Source organism: Palleronia caenipelagi (assembly GCF_007004065.1).
Classification (GTDB): Bacteria; Pseudomonadota; Alphaproteobacteria; order Rhodobacterales; family Rhodobacteraceae; genus Palleronia; species Palleronia caenipelagi.
The window spans coordinates 1-22,460 of the sequence record NZ_VFSV01000011.1; the positions used below are offsets into that span (position 1 = coordinate 1).

The following is a 22,460-nucleotide window of genomic DNA, read 5'->3' on the forward strand; positions in this document are numbered from 1 at the left end:
GCCCGATTTTGGCGTGCAGCTTTCCGACCTCTGCCGCCGATATCGTCGGCTCCGCGGTCGCCTGGCCGGTGAAGGCCTGTGCCATGTTCTCAATCGCGGTCCGTTTCCAGCCGCTGATCATGGTAGGGTGGATGTCATACTTCTTGGCCAGCTCGGCCGTCGTCAGCTCCTCGCGGATGGCTTCCAAAGCCACCTTCGCCTTGAACTCTGCCGAATAGCGTTTCCGTTTCGTCATTTCTGTGCGTTCTTCCTCAGACACTACAGATTAGCACCCGGTCCGAAATCCCGCGACCACCTCTGATGCACGCGCCCGGTCACTACACCCGAGATACGATGAGACCGACCCCGCGACGGCACATCCCGAACCATCAGCCAAGGCGTGTAATAGGCACCAAATCCCTCACCGCGGCCCTCCTTGCGGAAGCGCGCGATCTTCGCTTCGTCAAATCTGTAGCGAGAAGACATGGCAAATAACTTGGCAAAATTACTCCCAAGAAGTTTACCATGAAGGGCGTTCAGGTGCGAACTTTATTACCTAGGTGCAAACTTTATTGCTCGTGCGCAAACTTCATTCCTACTTCACACAAGCTAAGCCCTTTGGTGATGAGTCACTCCACGGTTACGGATTTTGCCAGGTTGCGCGGCTGGTCCACGTCGGTGCCCTTGGCAATGGCCGTATGATAGGCCAGCAACTGGGCCGGGACTGCGTAGAGAAGCGGCGCCCAGAGATCGGGAGCGTGGGGCATTTCGACCTTCGCCCAGACCTCGGACTGCCCCGCCAGACCCTCGCGGTCGGAGACCAGAACAACCCGACCACCGCGCGCCATGACTTCCTGCATGTTCGACACGGTCTTGCCGAACAAGGCGTCTGAAGGTGCAAATACGATGACTGGTACGCTCTCGTCGATCAGGGCGATGGGACCGTGCTTGAGCTCGCCCGAGGCATAACCCTCAGCATGGATATAGCTGATTTCCTTGAGCTTCAGGGCCCCTTCGAGAGCGAGGGGATACATCGCGCCCCGACCTAGGAAGAGGATATCCGTAGCTTCGGACAGGTTGCGGGAGAGGGCTTCCAGATCGTGCTCTCCACGGAGCGCCGTGGAAATCAGCGCGGGCAAGCGTCGCAGAGCCTCACCCTCGGCGGTGATTTGCTCCGGGCCCAGACGATTCTTATCCGCAGCGGCTTTCAGAGCTACACAGGCAAGAACTGCGAGTTGGCAGGTGAAAGCCTTTGTCGAGGCAACACCAATTTCAGCGCCGGCGAGGATCGGGAGCGCCGCGTCGGCTTCGCGCGCGATTGACGACGTTGGCACGTTGACCACCGCGAGCGTCCGAGCCTGATTTTTGCAATAGCGGAGCGCAGCGAGCGTGTCTGCCGTTTCGCCGGACTGGCTGACAAAGATCGCCAGTGTTCCATCTTCGATCGGAGGTTCGCGATAGCGATATTCCGATGCCACGTCGATCTCGACAGGAATCCGGGCGAGCTGCTCGATCCAGTATTTCGCCACGTGGCACGCGTAATAGGCCGTCCCGCAGGCGACCATCACCACCCGTCGAACGCCGGACAGATCGATCTCCGAGAGGGGGCCTTCGGTCAGGCCATCGGCCAGATAATGGCTCAGGGAAGCGTCGAGAACGGCGGGCTGCTCGTGGATCTCTTTGGACATCCAGTGCTTGTGGCCGCCTTTTTCGACCCGGCCGGCGGTTTCGGCAATGCGGACCATCGGCCGGGTGACCTCAGCGCCATCGGCGTTGCGGATACGGTAGCTGTCGCGGGTCAGGACCGCCCAATCGCCCTCGTCGAGATACATCAGACGGTCGCACAGGGGCGCCAGCGCGATCGCGTCGGAGCCCACGAAAGCCTGCGTCCCGTCATGGGCGATGGCCAGCGGGGAGCCGCGCCGCGCCGCGATCATCAGGTCGTTCTCTCCCTCGAACAGGAAGGCCAGCGCAAAGGCGCCGTCGAGCCGGTTCAGCGTCGCCTGTACCGCGTCCTCGGGCGACATGCCACGATCCAGATTCATCTGGCAAAGCAGCGCGACCGTTTCGGTGTCGGTATCACTTTCGGCGCCATAATTCTGCCCGCGCAATTCTTCCCTCAGCTCGGCGAAATTCTCGATGATCCCGTTATGGACAACGGCCACCGGACCCGCGCGGTGGGGGTGGGCGTTTGTGACGGTGGGCTTGCCATGGGTTGCCCAGCGGGTGTGGCCGATGCCGGAGGTGCCGGGCAGAGGGTCATGCACGAGGTGATCTGACAGGTTGATCAGCTTGCCCGTGGCGCGACGACGGTCCAGATGGCCGTCATGGATCGTAGCGATGCCCGCGCTGTCATAGCCACGATATTCCAGCCGCCGGAGCGCTTCGAGGATGATTGGGGACACCTGATGGGTGCCCAGAATGCCAACAATGCCGCACATTACGATTTAACCTTTTCCTTGGCCGCGCGAAGGCGGGCCATGAGTTTCGTGGCGAGGCCGGGTTTCACCTCCTGCCGGGCGCGTCCGAGCGCCAGAGCGCCGTCTGGCACATCGGAGGTGATCACTGAGCCTGAGCCCGTCAGGGCGCCATTTCCGATCCGCACCGGCGCAACCAACATCGTGGAAGAGCCGATAAAGGCATTTTCGCCGATCTCGGTGCGGTGCTTGAAATACCCGTCATAGTTGCAGGTGATCGTGCCTGCTCCAATGTTCGAGCCCGCGCCCACCGAGGCGTCGCCGATATAGGTCAGGTGGTTGACCTTGGCTCCTTCGCCGATCTCGGCAGCCTTCACCTCACAGAAATTGCCCACCCGCGAGTCGTTGCCGAGCTCGGCGCCGGGGCGAAGACGCGCATAGGGACCGACCACCGCGCGGGCGCCCACATGGGCACCTTCGACATGGGAAAAAGCGCGAATGCGGGCATGGCTCTCCACCGTGACACCGGGCCCGAAGACCACGTTTGGCTCAATCACCGCATCGCGGCCGAGAACCGTATCCTGTGCGAAGAATACCGTCTCGGGCGCGACCAGCGTGACCCCGGTCTCCAGCGCATCCTGTCGGCGGCGCGATTGGAAGACCCGCTCAGCCTCAGCCAGATCGAGGCGGGAGTTCACACCCATGGTCTCGGCCTCGTCACAGGTCACGGCGGTGCAGTCCAATCCCCGATCCCGGGCGATGCCGATGATATCTGTGAGGTAATATTCGCCGCTGGCATTGTCATTGCCGACCGCGTCGATCAACTCAAAAAGCAATTCCACATCGGCGCAGATCACGCCTGAATTGCAGAGGGTAATGGCGCGCTCTCCATCCGACGCATCCTTGTATTCGACGATCCTCAGGAGGCTCTCGCCCTCCATCACCAGCCGCCCGTAGCGCCCCGGATCGCGGGCCTCAAAACCCAGTACGACCACCGCCGCCCCGGCCTTTCGCGCCTCCGCCATGCGGGCGAGGGTCTCGGGCCGGATAAACGGCGTGTCACCATAGAGCACGAAGGCAGTCCCACTGGCCCCCTCCAGCGCCGCGCGGGCCTGCGCGACGGCATGGGCGGTGCCCTCTTGGGTTTCCTGAACAGCCACGGTTATTTCAGGGTCATGGTCCAGCGCGGATTTGCGCACGGCTTCCGCCCCATGGCCGACAACCAGCACGCGGCGACCCTCTTCAAGCTCGTCGCCAGATGCCAACGCGTGAACAAACAGCGGGGCCTGTCCGACCTCGTGCAGTACCTTGGGCAGGTCCGACTGCATACGGGTGCCCTGGCCTGCAGCCAGAACAATAAGATGAGTGGGCATAGAGCTTTCCTTCCGGTTGCCGCCGTTCTACCCAAAGCGCTGAAAGAGGCAAGCGAGGGCGCTCACCGGGTGTTGCATCGCGTTACAAGAGGGAGTGGGCATGGCGACGGTTGTTTTCGATCTGGACGGAACGCTCGTGGACACGGCGGCAGATCTGATTGCTGCGGCGAATGCGTGCTTTCAGTCGCGCGGGTTCGGCGATCTGCTGGATCCGGTGGCAGACAGTCCCATCGCCTTTCGTGGTGGGCGGGCCATGTTGACCGCCGGATTTGCGCGCGTCGAGGGGCCGGGTGCGGCGGAGGTGGAGGAAGACTATCCGCGTCTGCTCGCCTATTACGACGCGGCGATTGCGGTCCACTCACGTCCTTATCCCGGCGCATGGGAAGCGGTCGAAGAGTTGATGCGACAGGGCTACCGCACCGCTATCTGCACCAATAAACCCGAGGGGCTGGCTCTGAAACTGATGGCTGAACTGGGCCGGGCCGATTTGTTTCCGGCGCTGGTCGGGGCAGACACAATGCCGGTGCGCAAACCGGACCCGGAGCCGCTTCGGGAATCGGTGCGCCGCGCTGGCGGGGATCCGGCGCAGGCGATCCTGATCGGTGATACGGTGACGGACGTGGACACGGCGCGGGCAGCCGGTGTGCCGGTGGTCATGGTGGGCTTTGGCCCGACGGGGGATGCGGTGCGGGATCTGGCGCCGGATGCTGTGCTGGATCACTACGCCGCCTTGCCCGAGCTGGTCGCGCGCTTAATGCCCTGACGTTTTCGGCGCCTGCGGCGAATGACGGATTGATTTCACCGCGCAAACCGCCACCATAGCCACAATGGCGAAGGGGGGCAGTCCATGTTCTTGCAATCCATGAAGTTCGATCTGGGCGAGGACGTGAACGCTCTGCGCGAGACGGTTCATCGCTGGGCGCAGGACAGCCTGAAGCCGCGCGCGGCGCAGATTGATCTGGAGAATCACTTCCCCGCAGACCTCTGGCCGGAAATGGGGGCGCTCGGCCTCCTCGGTATTACCGTTCCCGAAGAGCTTGGTGGTGCGGGGATGGGCTATCTGGCCCATGTGGTCGCGGTCGAGGAGATCGCCCGTGCCTCCGCCAGCGTTTCGCTGAGCTATGGCGCCCATTCCAATCTCTGCGTGAACCAGATCGCCCTGAATGGCACGCCGGAGCAGCAACAGCGCTACCTGCCGGGATTGATCAGCGGGAGCCATGTGGGCGCGCTGGCCATGTCCGAGGCCGGAGCGGGATCCGACGTGGTCGCCATGTCCCTGCGCGCCGAAAAGCGTAACGATCAGTACCGGCTGAACGGAACGAAATACTGGATCACCAACGGCCCGGACGCCGACACACTGGTGGTGTATGGCAAAACCGACCCAGTGGCGGGTGCAAAGGGAATCACGGCGTTTTTGATCGAGAAGACCATGACTGGTTTCACGACGTCGTCCCATTTCGACAAGCTCGGAATGCGCGGCTCGAATACGGCAGAGCTGATCTTCGAGGATGTGGAGGTGCCGTTCGAGAACGTTCTTGGGGCGGAGGGGCAGGGGGTCGCCGTGCTGATGTCCGGGCTCGATTACGAACGCGTGGTGTTGTCGGGGATCGGGCTGGGGATCATGGCCGCCTGTCTGGACGAGATCATGCCGTACCTTTCCCAGCGCAAGCAGTTTGGTAAGCCCATCGGGTCGTTCCAGCTCATGCAGGGCAAGATCGCTGACATCTATACCAAAATGAACAGTGCCCGCGCCTATGCCTACGAGGTCGCCAAGGCCTGCGACCGGGGCGAGGTGACGCGGCAGGACGCGGCGGCTTGTGTGCTTTACGCCTCGGAGGAAGCGATGACCGTTGCTCATCAGGCCGTGCAGGCGATGGGCGGCGCGGGCTTTATGAATGACAGCGTGGTCTCGCGTCTTTTCCGCGACGCCAAGCTGATGGAGATCGGCGCGGGGACGTCAGAGATTCGCCGGATGCTGATCGGGCGGGAACTCATGGCCGGGATGTCGTGATCCGCTGGCTGCCGGTCGCGCTGTTGTGCCTCGTTGCCGGGGTGATGGGCTTGCGCGCCGGTCTGTCGCAAGAGCCCGATGCGAGCGTGGCCATTGCTCGCGTGGCCGCGTCATACGCGCAAACCCATCCCGGAGCGCGGCCCGAAGACTGTGTCGCCGTGCCGGGACAAGGAGAGGTTTGGCTTCTGGTGACCTGCACACAGACGAGTGGAGCCGAGCCCGTCCGCTACTCTCTTGACGCAAACGGGGCGGTTATAGAGCGCGCTGACGAAACCTGAGGTGCGCAGAATGCCGTCTCAAAATAAAGGATTCCCCCCATGTCCCCAGAATTCCTCCTGACCTCTCTGGTGGTTGTTTTGCTGCCGGGGACGGGGGTGCTCTACACGCTTGCCGTAGGGCTAGGTCGTGGATTTCGGGCGAGCGTCGCGGCGGCGTTTGGTTGCACTCTGGGAATCGTTCCGGCGGCTTTGGCGAGCATCATCGGCCTCGCGGCGTTGCTGCATACGAGCGCGCTGGCTTTCCAGGTGCTGAAATATTTGGGCGTCGCGTATCTGTTTTACATGGCTTGGGGTCTTCTGAGAGAGGGCGGCGCCCTGAGCGTGTCCGAGGACAGCGCACCGCGGAGTCTGACGAAGATCGCCATAACCGGCACATTGATCAACGTTCTGAACCCGAAACTCTCGCTGTTTTTCCTAGCCTTCCTGCCGCAATTCATCCCGGCAGAGTCAGAGGCGGCCACGGCTCAACTGATCGTGCTGGCCGGTGTCTTCATGGTCATGACCTTTGCGGTTTTCGTGGTCTACGGAGCCTTTGCGGCTCTGGCGCGCGACTACGTGATCTCGCGTCCGGGTGTGATGGCTTGGGTCAAGGGCGCTTTCGCCGGTGCGTTTGGCTTTCTGGGACTTCGGCTGGCTCTGTCGGACTGACCGGCGGTCAGGCGGATCCGCCAGAGAGCCACACCTCGGCTTCAGCTCTCTCGGACAGGGTGAAGCCCTTGATGGCGAGACCGGGCAGGATGGCGCCCTCGACCTCGGCGATGGTCTTGATCCAGCCGGTGTCGCTCAGCACCGCGCAACGGTCGAAGCTGCGCAACAGACCGAAGAGTTTCGGCATATGGGCGAACTCTACGCCGATGGCGCCGATCGACGGCCAGACCATCTCGGGGATCGTGTAGAGCATCTGCCCATGCGTGACGCCATCAGAGGCCGCGATCAGCTCGTCCAGCGCGCGACGCATGGTGGCGGAATCAATCGGGCCTGTGACGCTGATATCAACGCGGTTCGAGGCGGGCCTCGTAATGGTAAACATGGGGGCACCCCTTTTACTGGTTCAGGAGCCGAGGGCAGGTCTGCACCTCGCCTCTCTCAGATGTGGGGGCAGGAGAGGGGTGCTGCAATGCGCCGGGGGCGTCGAATCGCCCCGCAGCGCCCATCAGCCGTTGACCCTCCGCGCGTGGGGATTTAGGTCAGGGCCAAATGCCCGTGCGACGAGGAGATGCGCTGTGGACGGAATGTTGAGAGAGTACCTGCCGATTCTCATCCTTCTGGGAATCGCTCTGGCGCTGGGTCTGGTGCTGATCCTCGCCGCCGCGATCCTCGCAGTGCACAATCCCGACGCCGAAAAGGTCTCGACCTATGAGTGCGGATTCAATGCCTTTGATGACGCGCGGATGAAGTTCGACGTGCGGTTCTACCTCGTGTCGATCTTGTTTATCATCTTTGACCTCGAAATCGCTTTTCTCTTCCCGTGGGCGACGACCTTCTCGGGGATGACGGATGCGGCGTTCTGGTCGATGATGGTTTTCCTGACGGTGCTGACCGTCGGTTTTGCCTATGAATGGAAAAAGGGCGCGCTTGAGTGGGAGTGACGGTCACGTCCCGTTGACAATCACCCGATCCCACCCGCGCCAAGGTCTTTTTGAGAGGACATCCCATGTCAGTCACCCCCGGAGCGAGCCCCGCAGGCGCCATCTCTGCCGGACCCGACCGTGAACACGCCACGCAGCTTCTGAACAAGGAGCTGAACGACCGTGGGTTCCTGCTGACCAAGGCAGAGGATCTGGTGAACTGGGCGCGGACCGGCTCGCTGCACTGGATGACTTTTGGTCTGGCCTGCTGCGCCGTCGAAATGATGCATACCTCAATGCCGCGCTATGATGCGGAACGGTTCGGCATCGCACCGCGCGCCACGCCGCGCCAGTCGGATGTGATGATCGTTGCTGGCACGCTGACCAACAAGATGGCCCCGGCCCTTCGCAAGGTATACGACCAGATGCCCGAGCCGCGCTACGTTATCTCCATGGGCTCCTGCGCCAATGGCGGCGGCTACTACCACTACAGCTATTCCGTCGTGCGCGGCTGCGACCGGATCGTGCCGGTGGACATTTATGTGCCTGGCTGCCCCCCGACCGCAGAAGCGCTGCTCTATGGTATTCTCCAGTTGCAGCGTAAGATCCGCCGCACCGGCACTATTGTTCGCTGAGGAAGGAAGCTCATGTCCGATACCGCCCTCATGGAGCTGGCTGAGCAGATCAAGACCACGCGCCCCGACTGCGTGCTCTCGACCGAGACTGCCTTTGGCGAGCTGACGGTGCACGTGGCGCTGGCCTCGATACCGGCCTTTGTCGAGTACCTGCGCACCGATCCATCCATGCAATTCACGTCCCTCGTGGACATTACCGCGATCGATCACCCGGCCCGGGACGCCCGGTTCGACGTGGTCTATCACTTCCTGTCCATGTGGCAGAACCAGCGGATCCGTCTCAAAGCACAGGTGCGCGAGGAGGAGATGGTCGCCTCGATCAGCAAGATTCATCCCTCGGCGGGCTGGTTCGAGCGTGAGGTGTTCGACATGTTCGGCATCCTGTTCTCCGGCCACGATGATCTGCGGCGGATCCTCACGGATTACGGGTTCCGCGGCCATCCGCTGCGCAAGGATTTCCCCACCACCGGCTATGTCGAGGTCCGCTACGACGAAGCCGTCAAGCGCGTGGTCTACGAGCCCGTGAGCCTCGTTCAGGAATACCGTCAGTTTGACTTCATGAGCCCGTGGGAAGGCGCGGAGTACATCCTGCCGGGCGACGAGAAGTCGGCGAAGGACGCGGGCTGACAGGCGTGCGGCCGGTGCGCTGCGCATATGAGTTTGGATCCTCAGACAACGGTCTGACTGGAATAGGGATCGCGAGATGAAGGACACACAATTCGACGACGCTCGTACCGACGAGCAGCAGATCCGCAACTTTAACATCAACTTTGGCCCGCAGCACCCCGCGGCTCATGGTGTTTTGCGGATGGTGCTGGAGCTGGACGGGGAAATCGTCGAGCGCTGCGACCCCCATATCGGTCTGCTCCATCGCGGCACAGAAAAGCTGATGGAGAGCCGCACTTATCTCCAGAACCTGCCCTATCTCGACCGCCTCGACTACGTGGCGCCGATGAATCAGGAGCACGCCTGGTGTATGGCCATCGAAAAGCTCTGCGATATCGAGGTGCCTCGCCGCGGCCAGCTTATTCGCGTGCTGTTCTGCGAGATGGGCCGGATTTTGAACCACCTGCTGAACGTCACAACTCAGGCCATGGACGTGGGCGCTTTGACACCGCCGCTTTGGGGCTTCGAAGAGCGCGAGAAGCTCATGGTGTTCTACGAAGCCGCCTGTGGCGCGCGTCTCCACGCAAACTACTTCCGCCCCGGTGGGGTTCATCAGGACCTGACTCCCAAGCTGATCGATCAGATCGACGAGTGGTGCGATAGTTTCCCGCAGGTGCTGGATGACATTGACGGGCTGTTGACCGACAACCGGATCTTCAAGCAGCGCAATGTAGATATCGGCATCGTCGATCAGAAGATCATCGAGGATTGGGGCTTCTCCGGCGTGATGGTGCGTGGCTCTGGCTTCGCCTGGGATCTGCGCCGCGCTCAGCCCTACGAATGCTACGACGAGTTCGAGTTCCAGATCCCCATTGGCAAGAATGGCGACTGCTACGACCGTTATCTCTGCCGGATGCAAGAGATGCGCGAATCGATTCATATCATGAAGCAGGCCATCGAAAAGCTCCGCGCCGAGCCCGGCCCGGTGATGCATCGGGGCAAACTCAGCCCGCCGACCCGCGGTGATATGAAGACCTCGATGGAAGCGCTGATTCACCACTTCAAGCTCTACACCGAAGGCTTCCACGTCCCCGCCGGCGAGGTCTACGCCGCCGTCGAGGCGCCCAAGGGCGAGTTCGGCGTCTACATGGTTTCCGACGGCTCGAATAAACCCTATCGCGCGAAACTCCGCGCACCGGGCTATCTGCACCTTCAAGCCATCGACCACATCGCCAAGGGCCACCAGCTCGCCGACGTCTCCGCCATCATCGGCACGCTCGACGTGGTGTTCGGAGAGATCGACCGATGAAATATGTTATTTTCCTGGGCCTCTTGGCTCTTGTGGCGTGTAACATCCGTACCGAGCCGAACCAGTTTAGTGATCAAGGCAGGTTCCTTGCAGCTATCGAAGCTCAAGGTTGCAGCTTCGATCCGGAGAACCCGCCAGCGTTCGCCGCGACAAATGTGAGAACGCTCAATGAAGGTCAGGCGGACGATATACCAAATTCGGTTTTGGCGAGAGCCTATACAGATGATCTTATAGAGCAGGGCGTGCTACGTCGCGGGGCGGGAACAGATGGACGGCCACTCATTTTCTCGAATGCTGGTCGCTGTGCGGCATCCTGAGCCTAAAGACGCTCTCAATTGCCGGAGACCGCACTTCCCTTTCGCCGCCGCTTTCGCTAGGTGACGGCAGACTTTGTCCGAGAGAGGCCCGCCATGCTTCGCCGTTTGCACCCCGAACAGCCTGACAGTTTCGAGTTCACGCCCGAGAACCGGAAGTGGGCCGAGGCTCAGATCACCAAATATCCCGAGGGGCGTCAGGCCTCTGCGATCATCGCGCTGCTGTGGAGAGCGCAGGAGCAAGAGGGCTGGCTGACCCGTCCGGCGATCGAATATGTCGCGGATATGCTGGGCATGGCCTATATCCGCGCGCTCGAAGTGGCGACCTTCTACTTCATGTTCCAATTGCAGCCCACCGGCTCCGTGGCTCATGTGCAGATTTGCGGTACCACCTCGTGCATGATCTGTGGTGCTGAGGACCTGATCGGCGTGTGTCAGGACAAGATCGCTCCCAACCCGTTCCAGCTGTCGGAAGATGGCAAGTTCACATGGGAAGAGGTCGAGTGCCTGGGGGCCTGTGCCAACGCTCCCATGGCGCAGATCGGTAAGGATTATTACGAAGACCTGACCGCCGAGAGTTTCGCGCAGATCCTCGAAGATCTGGCTGCTGGCAAGGTCCCTCAGCCGGGCTCCGCGCAGGGCCGATTTTCGTCCGAGCCTGCCGGTGGTCTAACCAGCCTTGATGGCGATCATGTGAGCGATCACAACGCGTCGGTCGATCTCGCGGTGCGCATTGGTGACACGGTCAAGCGCATCGACGGCACTGAAGTGCCGCTGCTGGCACCGTGGAACAAACCCGACCACGACGGGGCGCGCCCGCCGGAGGCAGTCGACCGCTCGCGCCTTGTTCCCGCCAACAAGGCCTGATCTTTTCGGGACAGATCCGGGCCGCATCCGACAGGATTGCGGCCTTCTTTCCTCAGTTTGCGCAATAATCCGCATCGAGGGGAGACAAACGCGATATTGCGTTCTAGATTTCCTGTTGAGCGTGCGCCTGTAAGCGTGTCGACAACAGGGATACCAACTATGACGAAACAAACACCAAATTCGTTTCTGCTGATCGGCGCGATTGCCGGCGGCATCGCTTTCGTGGCCTTCGTGGCCTTGCTGAGCTTGGGCGGATTTAACGTCTCGCCGGCCGCATTTCTGGCTATCGTGATCGGCGCTGCAGTCGCGATTTTCCTGTTTCTTGGATTTCATAAGAGTCCAGAACGGGTGGCGCCGGACCTTTCGCCCAGAACCGACGGTCCGATTCGAGATGTGACGCGGGAACCCGGCACCGCAGGTGTTACGCCGGGCAGTGCGGGTGGTGCAGCCGTCGTCGCGGCGACCCACGCGGATGCTGGTTCGGACGATGCTGGACATGGCGCAGCGGATCCTGAGCCGGCGGCCGAGGCTTCGTCCGACGGAGCGGTGGCATCCGAGACCACGGCGGACGAGGCTGAGATCGCGGCCCGTGATGCCGCTACCGTGCAGAGTGATGCCGATGCCGATGTTGGTACAGCCGACTCTGGGGAAATCAAATCGGCCGTTGCCGCTGAGCCAGTCGCAGAAACCGTTATGGCCCCGCAGCCCTTCCTGTCTGACGCCCCCGCTGAGACGCATGTCGCGCAGGAGAACGCCGACGACAGTGCTGAGGTTGCCGAAGAGGAGCGCGGCGTCGAACCCGAGCGTCTGACAGCCGCCCGCGAAGGTGGACCGGACGACCTGAAGTTGATCAAGGGGGTGGGACCGAAGCTGGAGCAGCTCTTGCACCGCCTCGGATTCTACCATTTCGATCAGGTCGCCTCCTGGAGCGACAGCGAAGTGGCTTGGGTTGACCACAATCTTGAGGGTTTCAAAGGACGCGTCAGCCGCGACGATTGGGTCGCGCAGGCGAAGATCCTCGCCGCAGGTGGCGAAACGGAGTTCTCCCGTCGCCAATGATGCGTTAGAGGGGCGGTGAGTTTCACCGTCCCAACCCCAGCAGAATACGACCAGATGAGCGATGATGATCTGAAAATTGCCCGCCAGGCCCGCAATATTGGTGTGGTTATGGCGATGACGATGATCATCTGGATGGCGATCCAGCTTATTGGGGCGTCGCTGGGGTTGCCGGGGCAGCTGGTCTACGTCGCCGATGCCGCGGCGCTCATCGCTTTTGTCTGGGCACTGGTCGCGACCTTTCGTATCTGGCAAAAGCGGCGTAATCAGCGCTAAGAAGGCGCATCTTACAGACCGAGGCGAGGCACCATGCTCGACGACAAGGACCGCATCTTTACGAACCTCTACGGTATGCGTGACCGTTCTCTGGCCGGGGCAAAGGCCCGGGGCCATTGGGACGGCACCGCAGATATCATCAAGAAGGGGCGCGACTGGATCGTTCAGGAGATGAAGGATTCGGGTCTGCGCGGTCGTGGAGGGGCAGGCTTTCCCACCGGGCTGAAATGGTCCTTCATGCCGAAGGAGTCCGATGGCCGCCCGTCTTATCTCGTGGTCAACGCTGATGAGTCGGAGCCGGGCACCTGCAAGGACCGGGAAATCATGCGCCACGATCCGCATACGCTGATCGAAGGCTGCCTGATCGCCTCCTTCGCCATGAACGCCCATGCCTGCTACATCTATATTCGCGGCGAATACATCCGCGAGCGCGAAGCCCTGCAGGCCGCGATCGATGCAGCCTACGATGATGGTTTGCTTGGCAAAAACGCAGCCGGCTCCGGCTGGGACTTTGACCTTTATCTGGCCCATGGCGCTGGCGCCTATATCTGCGGTGAGGAAACCGCGCTGATCGAGAGCCTCGAGGGCAAGAAGGGGATGCCTCGCATGAAGCCGCCCTTCCCAGCGGGCGCGGGTCTCTATGGGTGCCCAACGACGGTGAACAACGTCGAATCAATCGCGGTTGTGCCCACCATCCTTCGGCGCGGTGCCTCTTGGTTCAGCTCTTTCGGGCGCGAGAACAATGCGGGCACGAAGCTGTTTGCGATTTCCGGGCATGTGAATAAACCCTGTGTGGTCGAAGAGGCCATGTCGATCCCGTTCGAAGAGCTGATCGAGAAACATTGTGGTGGCATCCGTGGCGGCTGGGACAATCTCAAGGCGGTGATTCCGGGCGGGTCCTCCGTGCCCTGCCTGCCCGGCAAAACGATTCGCGAAGGGATCATGGACTTTGACTGGCTGCGCGAGCACCAGTCGGGCCTCGGCACTGCCGCGGTGATCGTGATGGACAACTCCACCGACATGATCAAAGCCATCTGGCGTCTGTCGAAGTTTTACAAGCACGAGAGTTGCGGCCAGTGCACCCCCTGCCGCGAAGGTACCGGCTGGATGATGCGAGTCATGGACCGTCTGGTCAAAGGAGAGGCGGAGATCGAAGAGATCGACATGCTGCTCGACGTGACCAAGCAGGTCGAAGGCCACACGATCTGCGCTTTGGGCGACGCGGCGGCCTGGCCGATTCAAGGTCTGATTCGCCACTTCCGCGACGAGATTGAGGACCGCGTCCGTCAGAAGCGCGCCATCGCCGCTGAGTGAGGCGGCCTGCTCTGGAGACTTGCCACCGCGCGCCGCGCTCCGGTGCGCGGTGTGCTCACGACGACATTGAGGCGAGGTGACCCAGTGCGACATGTGATTCTGTTCGTTCTTCTCGCGGTGACTGTGGCGGCTTGTGGCCGGGTCCCAATCCCACGAATCGGTCTGTTTGACCGAATGGTGCCGGAGACCCGGCTTCCCTATTCCGCCCGGATCACCGCCCCCCGTGGCGCGCGCAGTTTTGACGTTGTGGTGGCGTCGCGGGGCGCACCTCTGGAGGCTGTTCGTGATACTGTGCGGTTCCACGCAACCCGCCACTGCCTCATTGGCTTTGGAAATTCGGCAATCCGCTGGAATGCCGTTCCGGGGGATCCCGCACGCTGGATTGCGCAGCCGGACGGTCGCGGGCGCGATGTCTACTCTGGCACCTGCGTCGGACGCTGATGCGGCGGCCCGATCCGGGGCTTTCGATCACGACCGGTGAAATGTGGCACGGCAGATGAAACTTCTGCCCGTGTTATTGCTTAACCACATGAGACCATGCTGTCTCGGCCCAGGTGCGGGTCGCATATCCGCGCCGACCTGTGTTTTGGAGACACGGCCTAGCCCGTGAGGAAATAAGATGAATGTGAAGGTTCTGTTGATTGCGTGTATCACTCTGACCAGTGGTGTCGCGGGCGCCAGTGCGGCGCAGACGCCTCTGGACCAGCACCCAAGGGTCCGGGACAGCTTTTACGCGATTGGTCTGGCGGATCAGATCCGGCGGAATTGCCCGCAGATCCAGCCGCGGCTGGTCCGCGCCTACACCTTCATCAAATCTCTTGAGCGGTGGGCCCTCAATTCCGGGTATACCGAAGCGGACGTGGATGCTTTGACCGATAACAAAGCTGCGCGGTCTGCGCTGGAGGCTGAAATCGCGCGCGACCTGGCCGCGCGTGGGGCGACGCCGGGCAATGCGGCCGGGTATTGCAAGGTGGGTCGCGAGGAAATCGCCCGAGGAACTCGGGCCGGTAGCTTCTTGAAAGGGAATTGAATATGAAATTCGTTCTGGCGGCCTGCGTGGCCCTTGCGGCGGCCCCTGCGTTTGCAGGTGGTGCACCCGGTGTAACAAAGGGCGCGGCCAAGCCCTGCTATCCCGAAGATCGGCTCAACCTCTGCCCGGTCCCGCCGGTTCCCGTCCACCGTCCGGGTTACATCCCGCCCTATATCCCCAGCTCGACCAAGGTCGTCACCGGCAGCAAGGGCGGTTTCTTCGTCTATGTCCGCCCCAATGCGGCGCCCTACGAGCAGGCATTGGAGCAAGCGGGCTACGCCGCTGCCGTGCACTGTGGGCGCCAGCAGGGTGAGCAGGTCGTGGCTCACCTCAGCTCGACCGCACGTTATGCCGAATCGGATATCGAAGCGTGGGAATTTGCCGGAGCGTGCAAATAATCTGCGCGACAAATCGCAGTAAACGTCTAAGAAGCGGTTTTCGCCGCCGCTGATCCGGGTTAGGACGCTGTCCAAGGGCGTCCCCAGCCACGGGCACGCCTTCCGGACTATCTTGGAGACGTGCCCATGAGCGATCTGCGCAAGATCATCGTTGACGGCCAGGAGATCGAAGTCGATCCGGCCATGACCCTTCTGCAAGCCTGCGAGCAGGTCGCCGATATCGAGATCCCGCGCTTCTGCTATCACGAGCGCTTGTCCATCGCCGGCAACTGCCGGATGTGTCTCGTGGAGGTCGTCGGTGGTCCGCCGAAGCCCGCAGCGTCCTGTGCCATGCAGGTCAAGGATCTGCGTCCGGGCCGCAACGGCGAACCGCCGGAGATCAAAACAAAGTCTCCCATGGTGAAGAAAGCCCGCGAGGGCGTGATGGAGTTTCTGCTGATCAACCACCCGCTCGATTGCCCGATCTGCGATCAGGGCGGCGAGTGTGATTTGCAGGATCAGGCCATGGCTTATGGCGTGGATTTCTCCCGCTTCCGCGAGCCGAAGCGCGCCTCGACCAACATGGATCTCGGCCCGTTGGTCAGCACCACCATGACCCGATGCATTTCCTGCACCCGCTGCGTGCGGTTCATCACCGAGGTCGCAGGCATGCCCGAACTGGGCCAGACCGGACGCGGCGAAGATTCGGAGATCACGTCCTACCTGGGCCAGACTCTTGATTCGGAAATGCAGGGCAACATCATCGACCTCTGCCCGGTTGGTGCGTTGACCTCAAAGCCTTACGCATTCACCGCTCGGCCGTGGGAGCTGACCAAGACTGAGACCATCGACGTGATCGACGCGCTCGGCTCGAATATCCGGGTCGATACCAAGGGCCGTGAGGTCAAGCGGATCATGCCGCGCAACCATGACGGCGTGAACGAGGAATGGCTCGCGGACCGCTCCCGCTTCATCTGGGATGGGCTGAAGCGCCAGCGCCTCGACCGCCCCTATATCCGTGAGAATGGCAAGCTGCGTCCCGCCGGTTGGTCCGAGGCGCTTGGCGCTGCTGCCTCTGCCTTGAAAGGCAAAACCGTCGCCGGTCTGGTGGGCGATCTAGCTCCCGCTGAGGCGATCTTTGCTCTTAAAGAATTGATCGAAGGGCAGGGCGGTCGCGTGGAATGTCGTCTGGGTGGTGAAGCACTGCCCGCCGGCAATCGTGGCGCTTATGCTGGCACGGCGTGCATCGAGGATATTGAAACCGCCGAGCGGATCCTGATCGTCGGGGCCAACCCCCGCAGCGAGGCGCCCGTGCTGAACTCCCGCATCCGCAAGGCCTGGAGCCGTGGTGCCGATGTGGCTGTGATCGGTGAGGCCGCCGACCTGACCTATGAATACGCCCATCTGGGCACCAGCCCCGCCGATCTTGGCGTGCTGGACCTGCCGGAGATCGACGGGGCGACCGTGATCATCGTCGGTCAGGCCGCGCTGAGCCACGCAGACGGTGCTGGCGTGCTGGTCCGAGTGGCCGAGATCTCTGCCGCGCATCCGGGTGGCCATCTGATTCTGCACACCGCCGCCTCTCGCGTCGGGGCCATGGATCTGGGTGCCGTCACCGAAGGTGGGCTTGAGGCCGCGCTTGAGGGGGCCGAGGTGATCTACGCGCTGGGCGTGGACGAGATTGACCTGCCCGATGGTGCGTTCGTCGTTTATCAGGGGTCCCACGGTGATCGTGGTGCGCATCGTGCCGACATCATCCTGCCAGCGGCCTGCTACACCGAAGAGCAGGGGCTGTTCGTGAATCTCGAAGGTCGCCCGCAGCTTGCCCTGCGAGCCAATTTCGCACCGGGTGAAGCCAAGGAGAACTGGGCGATCCTGCGGGCGCTGTCCGCCGAGTTGGGGGCGACGCTGCCTTACGATTCGCTGAGCGCCCTGCGCCAGCGGCTCTGGGAGGGCGCTCCGCAGCTCAAGCAGATCGACGTCGTGGCTGAGAACACTCTGGAGACGCTTGAAAAAGGCGATCTGAGCGACACGGCGTTCGAGGGCAGCACGGGCGATCACTATCTGGTCAACCCGATTTGCCGAGCGAGTCCGCTCATGGCAGAGCTCAGCCGGAACGCGAAAGAGCGCAAGGCCGCGCCCATCGCAGCCGAGTAATGGGACCGGGGACCATCTTCTTTGCCCAAACTGGGGTCAAGAGGGTGGCGCTCCGGACGCAGATGAGTTTAACAAGCGGCGACCGCGTGTCTTGCCGAGATGCGCTCCGCCACAGTCACGCGATTGAGCCAGGGACCACTTCATGGACGGATTCTTCTCTACCCCTCTCGGAATCAGCCTGATCGTCGCCGCGCAAGCCTTGCTCGTTGTCGGCTTCGTGATGATCAGCGTGGTGTTCCTCGTCTACGGCGACCGCAAGATTTGGGCCGCCGTCCAGATGCGCCGCGGCCCGAACGTGGTCGGGGTCTTTGGTCTGCTGCAGCTCATCGCCGACGCGCTGAAATACATGGTGAAAGAAATCATCGTGCCCGCCGGGGTCGATCGTCCGGTCTTCCTCATGGCGCCGCTGATTTCCTTCTGCCTAGCGCTGGTCGCCTGGGCGGTGATCCCGTTCAACGAAAGCTGGGTCCTCGCCGATATTAACGTGGCGATCCTCTTTGTTTTCGCGGTCTCCTCGCTCGAAGTCTACGGCGTCATCATGGGCGGCTGGGCGTCGAACTCGAAATATCCGTTCCTCGGATCGCTCCGCTCCGCCGCGCAGATGATCTCCTACGAAGTGTCGCTGGGTCTGATCATCATCGGCATCATCATTTCGACGGGGTCACTGAACCTGACCGATATCGTGATGGCGCAAGACGGTAACCTGGGCTTGTTCAACTGGTACTGGCTGCCGCACTTCCCGATGGTGTTCCTGTTCTTCATTTCGTGCCTTGCTGAGACGAACCGCCCGCCCTTTGACCTGCCCGAAGCGGAATCCGAGCTCGTCGCGGGTTATCAGGTGGAATACAGCTCGACGCCGTTCCTTTTGTACATGGCCAGCGAATACGTAGCGATCTTCCTTCTGTGCGCGATGAACTCGCTCCTGTTCTTCGGTGGCTGGCTGTCGCCAATCCCTGGCATCCCCGACGGTGCTCTGTGGATGGTCGGTAAGATGGCGTTTTTCTTCTTCCTGTTCTCCATGGTGAAGGCCATCGTCCCCCGTTACCGCTACGACCAGCTGATGCGGCTGGGTTGGAAAGTCTTCCTGCCCTTCAGCCTGATCTGGGTCGTGCTGGTGTCGTTCCTTGCCCATTTCGAACTGTTCGGCGGCGCCTATGCGCGCTGGGCTGTGGGAGGCTGATTGATGAGCAACTTCGATTACGTCCGCGCTGGCCGCTACTGGCTGCTCTTCGACATCTGGAAGGGCTTCCGACTGGGGATGAAGTACTTCTTCGCACCGAAGGCGACAGTGAACTATCCGCACGAAAAAGGTCCGATCAGCCCGCGGTTTCGCGGCGAGCACGCCTTGCGTCGCTATCCCAACGGCGAAGAGCGCTGTATTGCCTGCAAGCTCTGCGAGGCCATTTGTCCGGCGCAGGCGATCACCATTGACGCCGAGCCGCGTGCGGACGGGTCGCGGCGGACCACGCGCTACGACATCGACATGACGAAATGTATCTATTGCGGCTTCTGTCAGGAAGCCTGCCCGGTCGATGCGATCGTCGAAGGCCCGAATTTTGAGTTCGCCACGGAAACGCGTGAAGAGCTCTTTTACGACAAGCAAAAGCTCCTTGAGAACGGCGAGCGGTGGGAAGCCGAAATCGCCCGCAACATCGAGATCGACGCACCTTATCGCTGAGGAGCGGCCCGGGGAGACCGAGGATAGCCATGACGCCCATCTATCTAGCCTTTTACCTTTTCGCCGTGCTCACCCTCGCTGGTGGCCTGTTCACGGTGATCGCGCGCAACCCGGTGCATTCGGTGCTGTGGCTGATCCTTGCCTTCCTGTCGGCGGCGGGGCTCTTCGTGACCATGGGCGCCGAATTCGTCGCCATGCTGCTGATCATCGTCTATGTGGGCGCGGTCGCGGTGCTGTTCCTGTTTGTGGTCATGATGCTCGACGTGGATTTCGCGGAGTTGCGGGCGGAGATGTCGCGCTATCTGCCCATCGCCTTTCTGATCGGCGTGGTGATCCTGATGCAGCTTGGTATCGCTTTGGGCGTCTGGCAGATCTCTGATGTGGCCGAGGGCAACGTTGCCGCAGCAGCTGCCGATTTCGAAGGCTCGAACACGCAGGCTATCGGGCAGCTGATCTATGATCGCTATCTGCTCCTGTTCCAGCTTGCCGGCCTGATCCTTCTGGTCGCTATGGTTGGCGCTATCGTGCTGACACTGCGCCACCGGGCCGACGTCAAGCGTCAAGACATTGTCGAGCAGATCCTCCGCGATCCCGCTAAAGCCATGGAGCTCAAGGACGTAAAGCCGGGGCAGGGCCTGCGCGGCTGAGAAATAACGAGGGCGCGCCCGCCCGGAAGCGGGCCGCTGACAAAATGTCGTCAGGACCGGGTGAGCCGGGCCGGGACGAAGTCGAGGGACAGAGATGATCGAACTGGAGCATTACCTGACCGTTGCCGCCATCCTTTTTGTGATCGGCATCTTCGGTATCTTCCTGAACCGTAAGAACGTCATCATCATTTTGATGTCGATCGAGCTGATGCTGCTGGCGGTCAATATCAACATGGTAGCTTTCTCGACCCATCTGGGCGATCTCGTGGGGCAGGTATTCACCCTGTTCATCCTGACCGTCGCGGCGGCTGAGGCGGCCATCGGTCTGGCGATCCTCGTCTGCTTCTTCCGCAACCGCGGCACGATCGCCGTGGAAGACGTCAACGTGATGAAGGGCTGAGACCTATGACCACGATCATCCTCTTCGCACCGCTGATCGGCGCGCTCATTTGCGGCTTCGGCCACCGCTTCATCGGGGAGAAGCCCGCCCAGTGGATCGCCACCGGCCTGTTGTTCTTGGCGGCGTTCCTCAGCTGGATCGTCTTCCTCGGCTTTGACGGCGAGACCCGCCAGATCCCAATCCTGACCTGGATCGAGTCTGGCAGCCTGTCGACCTCCTGGGGCATCCGCCTCGACCGCCTGACCGCGATCATGTTGATTGTCGTCACCACCGTGTCGAGCCTCGTGCACCTTTATTCGTTCGGCTACATGGCTCACGATGACAACTTCGGTGAGAACGAGAGTTACCGTCCGCGGTTCTTCGCCTATCTGTCGTTCTTTACCTTTGCCATGCTGATGCTTGTGACGTCGGACAACCTCGTCCAGATGTTCTTTGGCTGGGAAGGTGTGGGCGTCGCGTCCTACCTGCTGATCGGTTTTTACTTCCGCAAGCCGTCTGCCAATGCGGCGGCGATCAAGGCGTTCGTGGTGAACCGGGTTGGTGACTTCGGCTTTGCTCTCGGCATCTTCGCGCTGTTCTTCCTGGTCGACTCGATCCAGTTTAACGACGTCTTCGCGGCGGCCCCTGAACTGGCTCAGACGCAGCTGCACTTCCTGTGGCGCGACTGGACGGCCAGCGAAGTGATCGCGGTGTTGCTGTTCATTGGCGCGATGGGGAAATCGGCGCAGCTCTTCCTGCACACCTGGTTGCCCGACGCCATGGAAGGCCCGACCCCGGTTTCGGCCCTGATCCACGCGGCAACCATGGTCACGGCGGGCGTGTTCCTCGTCTGCAGGATGTCGCCGCTGATGGAATTCGCCCCGAATGCGATGATCTTCGTGACAGTGATCGGCGCGTCCACCGCGTTCTTCGCCGCCACGGTCGGCCTCGTTCAGAACGACATCAAGCGCGTCATCGCCTATTCGACCTGTTCGCAGCTCGGCTATATGTTCGTGGCCGCGGGTGTCGGGGTCTATTCGGTGGCGATGTTCCACCTCTTCACCCATGCGTTCTTCAAAGCCATGCTGTTCCTCGGCGCCGGTTCGGTCATCCACGGGATGCACCACGAGCAGGACATGCGGAACTATGGCGGTCTGAAGGACAAGCTGCCATATACGTTCTGGGCGATGATGATCGGCACGCTGGCCATCACCGGCGTTGGCATCCCGCTGACCCATCTGGGCTTCGCCGGTTTCCTGTCGAAGGACGCCGTGATCGAGAGCGCCTGGGGCGCCCACTCCGGGGCTGGGACCTATGCCTTCTGGCTTCTGGTCGTCGCGGCGGCGTTCACCAGCTTCTATTCCTGGCGCCTGATGTTCATGACTTTCTATGGCGAGCCGCGCGGTGACAAGCACACCCACGACCACGCCCATGAAAGCCCCCGCATCATGTTGATCCCGCTCGGGGTTCTGGCGGTTGGAGCAGTGTTCTCCGGGATGCTGTGGTATGGCTCCTTCTTTGGCGACCACAATCAGGTGAACCGCTTCTTCGGGATCCCCGCCCATGAGGCGACTGCCGATACGGGTCACGAGGCCGAGATGGCCAAAGCTGACGGCGATCATTCGACCGAAGCCCATAACGAGCACGTTGCGTCCGGCGAGCACGCCGCCAACGCCGACGCCCATCACGGGGACGAGGCGGCTGTGGATCAAGGCGACATGACCCACTCCGCGGGCTGGACCGCCGGTGCCATTTATATGGCTCCCGACAACCATGTCATGGACGAGGCGCATCATTCGCCGGTCTGGGTAAAGGTCAGCCCCTTCATCGCTATGCTGCTTGGCCTCGGCACCGCGTTCCTGATGTATGTCCGCCAGCCGGGCCTCCCGGCGAAGCTCGCCGAGAACATGCAGCCCCTGTATCAGTTCCTGTTGAACAAGTGGTATTTCGACGAGATCTACGACTTCCTCTTCGTCCGCCCCGCCAAATGGCTCGGCAACTTCCTGTGGAAGAAGGGCGATGGTGCCGTCATCGACGGGTTCATCAACTGGGTCGCCATGGGGCTGGTGCCGTTCTTTACCCGTCTCGCTGGCCGGGCCCAGTCCGGCTACCTGTTTCACTACGCCTTTGCGATGTTTATCGGCATCGCCTTGCTAATCACCTGGATGACGCTCGGAGGAGCGAACTGA

At 61.6% G+C, this 22,460-nt stretch carries 25 protein-coding genes and 1 pseudogene; 22 read left to right on the forward strand and 4 right to left on the reverse strand.

Features of this window, described 5'->3' with window-relative positions:
* The 3 genes from FEV53_RS08375 to glmU all read right to left on the reverse strand — a co-directional run.
* Window positions 1–235 (reverse strand): transposase (locus tag FEV53_RS08375; protein WP_142834367.1); only part of this gene is annotated, 235 nt, incomplete at its 3' end.
* 373 nt (window positions 236–608) lie between these two features.
* Entirely contained in the window at window positions 609–2,420 is a 1,812-nt protein-coding gene (gene glmS / locus FEV53_RS08385; RefSeq protein WP_142834369.1) for a glutamine--fructose-6-phosphate transaminase (isomerizing), read from the reverse strand.
* Window positions 2,420–3,769 carry a bifunctional UDP-N-acetylglucosamine diphosphorylase/glucosamine-1-phosphate N-acetyltransferase GlmU gene (glmU, locus tag FEV53_RS08390; RefSeq protein WP_142834370.1) on the reverse strand — a complete coding sequence of 450 codons (1,350 nt, stop codon included), beginning with the start codon at window positions 3,767–3,769 and terminating at the stop codon, window positions 2,420–2,422. Before glmU ends, glmS begins: the two co-directional genes overlap by 1 nt.
* 100 nt (window positions 3,770–3,869) lie before the next feature.
* Between glmU and FEV53_RS08395 the strand changes: the two genes are divergently transcribed.
* From FEV53_RS08395 to FEV53_RS08410, 4 genes are all read left to right on the forward strand, one after another.
* Window positions 3,870–4,532 (forward strand): HAD-IA family hydrolase, encoded by a 663-nt coding sequence (locus FEV53_RS08395; protein ID WP_142834371.1) that lies wholly within the window; start codon window positions 3,870–3,872, stop codon window positions 4,530–4,532.
* Between the two features lie 84 nt (window positions 4,533–4,616).
* Window positions 4,617–5,780: an acyl-CoA dehydrogenase family protein gene (locus FEV53_RS08400; RefSeq protein ID WP_142834372.1), complete on the forward strand. Its 1,164-nt coding sequence runs from the start codon at window positions 4,617–4,619 to the stop codon at window positions 5,778–5,780.
* Window positions 5,777–6,058, forward strand: coding sequence for a hypothetical protein (locus tag FEV53_RS08405; protein ID WP_142834373.1), 282 nt, complete (start codon window positions 5,777–5,779; stop codon window positions 6,056–6,058). Before FEV53_RS08400 ends, FEV53_RS08405 begins: the two co-directional genes overlap by 4 nt.
* A 39-nt stretch (window positions 6,059–6,097) precedes the next feature.
* Window positions 6,098–6,706, forward strand: coding sequence for a LysE family translocator (locus tag FEV53_RS08410; RefSeq protein WP_142834374.1), 609 nt, complete (start codon window positions 6,098–6,100; stop codon window positions 6,704–6,706).
* Between the two features lie 7 nt (window positions 6,707–6,713).
* On the opposite strand, the gene FEV53_RS08415 is transcribed toward FEV53_RS08410, so the two are convergent.
* Window positions 6,714–7,088 carry a SpoIIAA family protein gene (locus FEV53_RS08415; protein ID WP_142834375.1) on the reverse strand — a complete coding sequence of 125 codons (375 nt, stop codon included), beginning with the start codon at window positions 7,086–7,088 and terminating at the stop codon, window positions 6,714–6,716.
* Between the two features lie 193 nt (window positions 7,089–7,281).
* On the opposite strand from FEV53_RS08415, the gene FEV53_RS08420 reads away from it, so the two are divergent.
* The 18 genes and pseudogenes from FEV53_RS08420 to nuoL all read left to right on the forward strand — a co-directional run bounded on the left by FEV53_RS08420 (window position 7,282) and on the right by nuoL (window position 22,460).
* Window positions 7,282–7,647: an NADH-quinone oxidoreductase subunit A gene (locus FEV53_RS08420; protein WP_142834376.1), complete on the forward strand. Its 366-nt coding sequence runs from the start codon at window positions 7,282–7,284 to the stop codon at window positions 7,645–7,647.
* A 65-nt stretch (window positions 7,648–7,712) separates the two neighbouring features.
* Window positions 7,713–8,261: a NuoB/complex I 20 kDa subunit family protein gene (locus FEV53_RS08425; RefSeq protein ID WP_142834377.1), complete on the forward strand. Its 549-nt coding sequence runs from the start codon at window positions 7,713–7,715 to the stop codon at window positions 8,259–8,261.
* Between the two features lie 12 nt (window positions 8,262–8,273).
* Complete coding sequence (locus FEV53_RS08430) at window positions 8,274–8,888, forward strand: NADH-quinone oxidoreductase subunit C (protein ID WP_142834378.1); 615 nt, start codon at window positions 8,274–8,276, stop codon at window positions 8,886–8,888.
* A 76-nt stretch (window positions 8,889–8,964) separates the two neighbouring features.
* Window positions 8,965–10,176 (forward strand): NADH-quinone oxidoreductase subunit D, encoded by a 1,212-nt coding sequence (locus FEV53_RS08435; protein ID WP_142834379.1) that lies wholly within the window; start codon window positions 8,965–8,967, stop codon window positions 10,174–10,176.
* Window positions 10,173–10,493, forward strand: a complete 321-nt coding sequence (locus FEV53_RS08440; protein ID WP_142834380.1) for a hypothetical protein — start codon at window positions 10,173–10,175, stop codon at window positions 10,491–10,493. Before FEV53_RS08435 ends, FEV53_RS08440 begins: the two co-directional genes overlap by 4 nt.
* A gap of 93 nt (window positions 10,494–10,586) precedes the next feature.
* A pseudogene (gene nuoE, locus FEV53_RS08445) lies at window positions 10,587–11,318 on the forward strand (NADH-quinone oxidoreductase subunit NuoE); the annotation flags it as partial.
* A 198-nt stretch (window positions 11,319–11,516) separates the two neighbouring features.
* Window positions 11,517–12,416: an endonuclease gene (locus FEV53_RS22040; RefSeq protein WP_342778290.1), complete on the forward strand. Its 900-nt coding sequence runs from the start codon at window positions 11,517–11,519 to the stop codon at window positions 12,414–12,416.
* 54 nt (window positions 12,417–12,470) lie between these two features.
* Window positions 12,471–12,689 (forward strand): DUF5337 domain-containing protein, encoded by a 219-nt coding sequence (locus tag FEV53_RS08455; protein WP_142834382.1) that lies wholly within the window; start codon window positions 12,471–12,473, stop codon window positions 12,687–12,689.
* Window positions 12,690–12,722: 33 nt separating this feature from the next.
* Window positions 12,723–14,003 (forward strand): NADH-quinone oxidoreductase subunit NuoF, encoded by a 1,281-nt coding sequence (nuoF, locus tag FEV53_RS08460; RefSeq protein WP_142834383.1) that lies wholly within the window; start codon window positions 12,723–12,725, stop codon window positions 14,001–14,003.
* A gap of 84 nt (window positions 14,004–14,087) precedes the next feature.
* The gene (locus FEV53_RS08465; protein WP_142834384.1) at window positions 14,088–14,444 is read left to right on the forward strand and encodes a hypothetical protein; all 357 of its coding nucleotides are present in this window, start codon (window positions 14,088–14,090) and stop codon (window positions 14,442–14,444) included.
* A 178-nt stretch (window positions 14,445–14,622) separates the two neighbouring features.
* Window positions 14,623–15,033: a DUF5333 domain-containing protein gene (locus FEV53_RS08470; RefSeq protein ID WP_142834385.1), complete on the forward strand. Its 411-nt coding sequence runs from the start codon at window positions 14,623–14,625 to the stop codon at window positions 15,031–15,033.
* Between the two features lie 2 nt (window positions 15,034–15,035).
* Window positions 15,036–15,431, forward strand: a complete 396-nt coding sequence (locus FEV53_RS08475) for a hypothetical protein (RefSeq protein WP_142834386.1) — start codon at window positions 15,036–15,038, stop codon at window positions 15,429–15,431.
* Between the two features lie 126 nt (window positions 15,432–15,557).
* Window positions 15,558–17,567, forward strand: coding sequence for an NADH-quinone oxidoreductase subunit NuoG (gene nuoG, locus FEV53_RS08480; protein ID WP_142834387.1), 2,010 nt, complete (start codon window positions 15,558–15,560; stop codon window positions 17,565–17,567).
* A gap of 142 nt (window positions 17,568–17,709) precedes the next feature.
* Window positions 17,710–18,747: an NADH-quinone oxidoreductase subunit NuoH gene (gene nuoH, locus FEV53_RS08485; protein ID WP_142834388.1), complete on the forward strand. Its 1,038-nt coding sequence runs from the start codon at window positions 17,710–17,712 to the stop codon at window positions 18,745–18,747.
* Between the two features lie 3 nt (window positions 18,748–18,750).
* Entirely contained in the window at window positions 18,751–19,245 is a 495-nt protein-coding gene (nuoI, locus tag FEV53_RS08490; protein WP_142834389.1) for an NADH-quinone oxidoreductase subunit NuoI, read from the forward strand.
* Window positions 19,246–19,274: 29 nt separating this feature from the next.
* Window positions 19,275–19,892: an NADH-quinone oxidoreductase subunit J gene (locus tag FEV53_RS08495; RefSeq protein ID WP_142834390.1), complete on the forward strand. Its 618-nt coding sequence runs from the start codon at window positions 19,275–19,277 to the stop codon at window positions 19,890–19,892.
* Window positions 19,893–19,986: 94 nt separating this feature from the next.
* Window positions 19,987–20,292, forward strand: coding sequence for an NADH-quinone oxidoreductase subunit NuoK (gene nuoK / locus FEV53_RS08500; protein WP_142834391.1), 306 nt, complete (start codon window positions 19,987–19,989; stop codon window positions 20,290–20,292).
* A 5-nt stretch (window positions 20,293–20,297) separates the two neighbouring features.
* Window positions 20,298–22,460, forward strand: a complete 2,163-nt coding sequence (gene nuoL, locus FEV53_RS08505) for an NADH-quinone oxidoreductase subunit L (protein ID WP_142834392.1) — start codon at window positions 20,298–20,300, stop codon at window positions 22,458–22,460.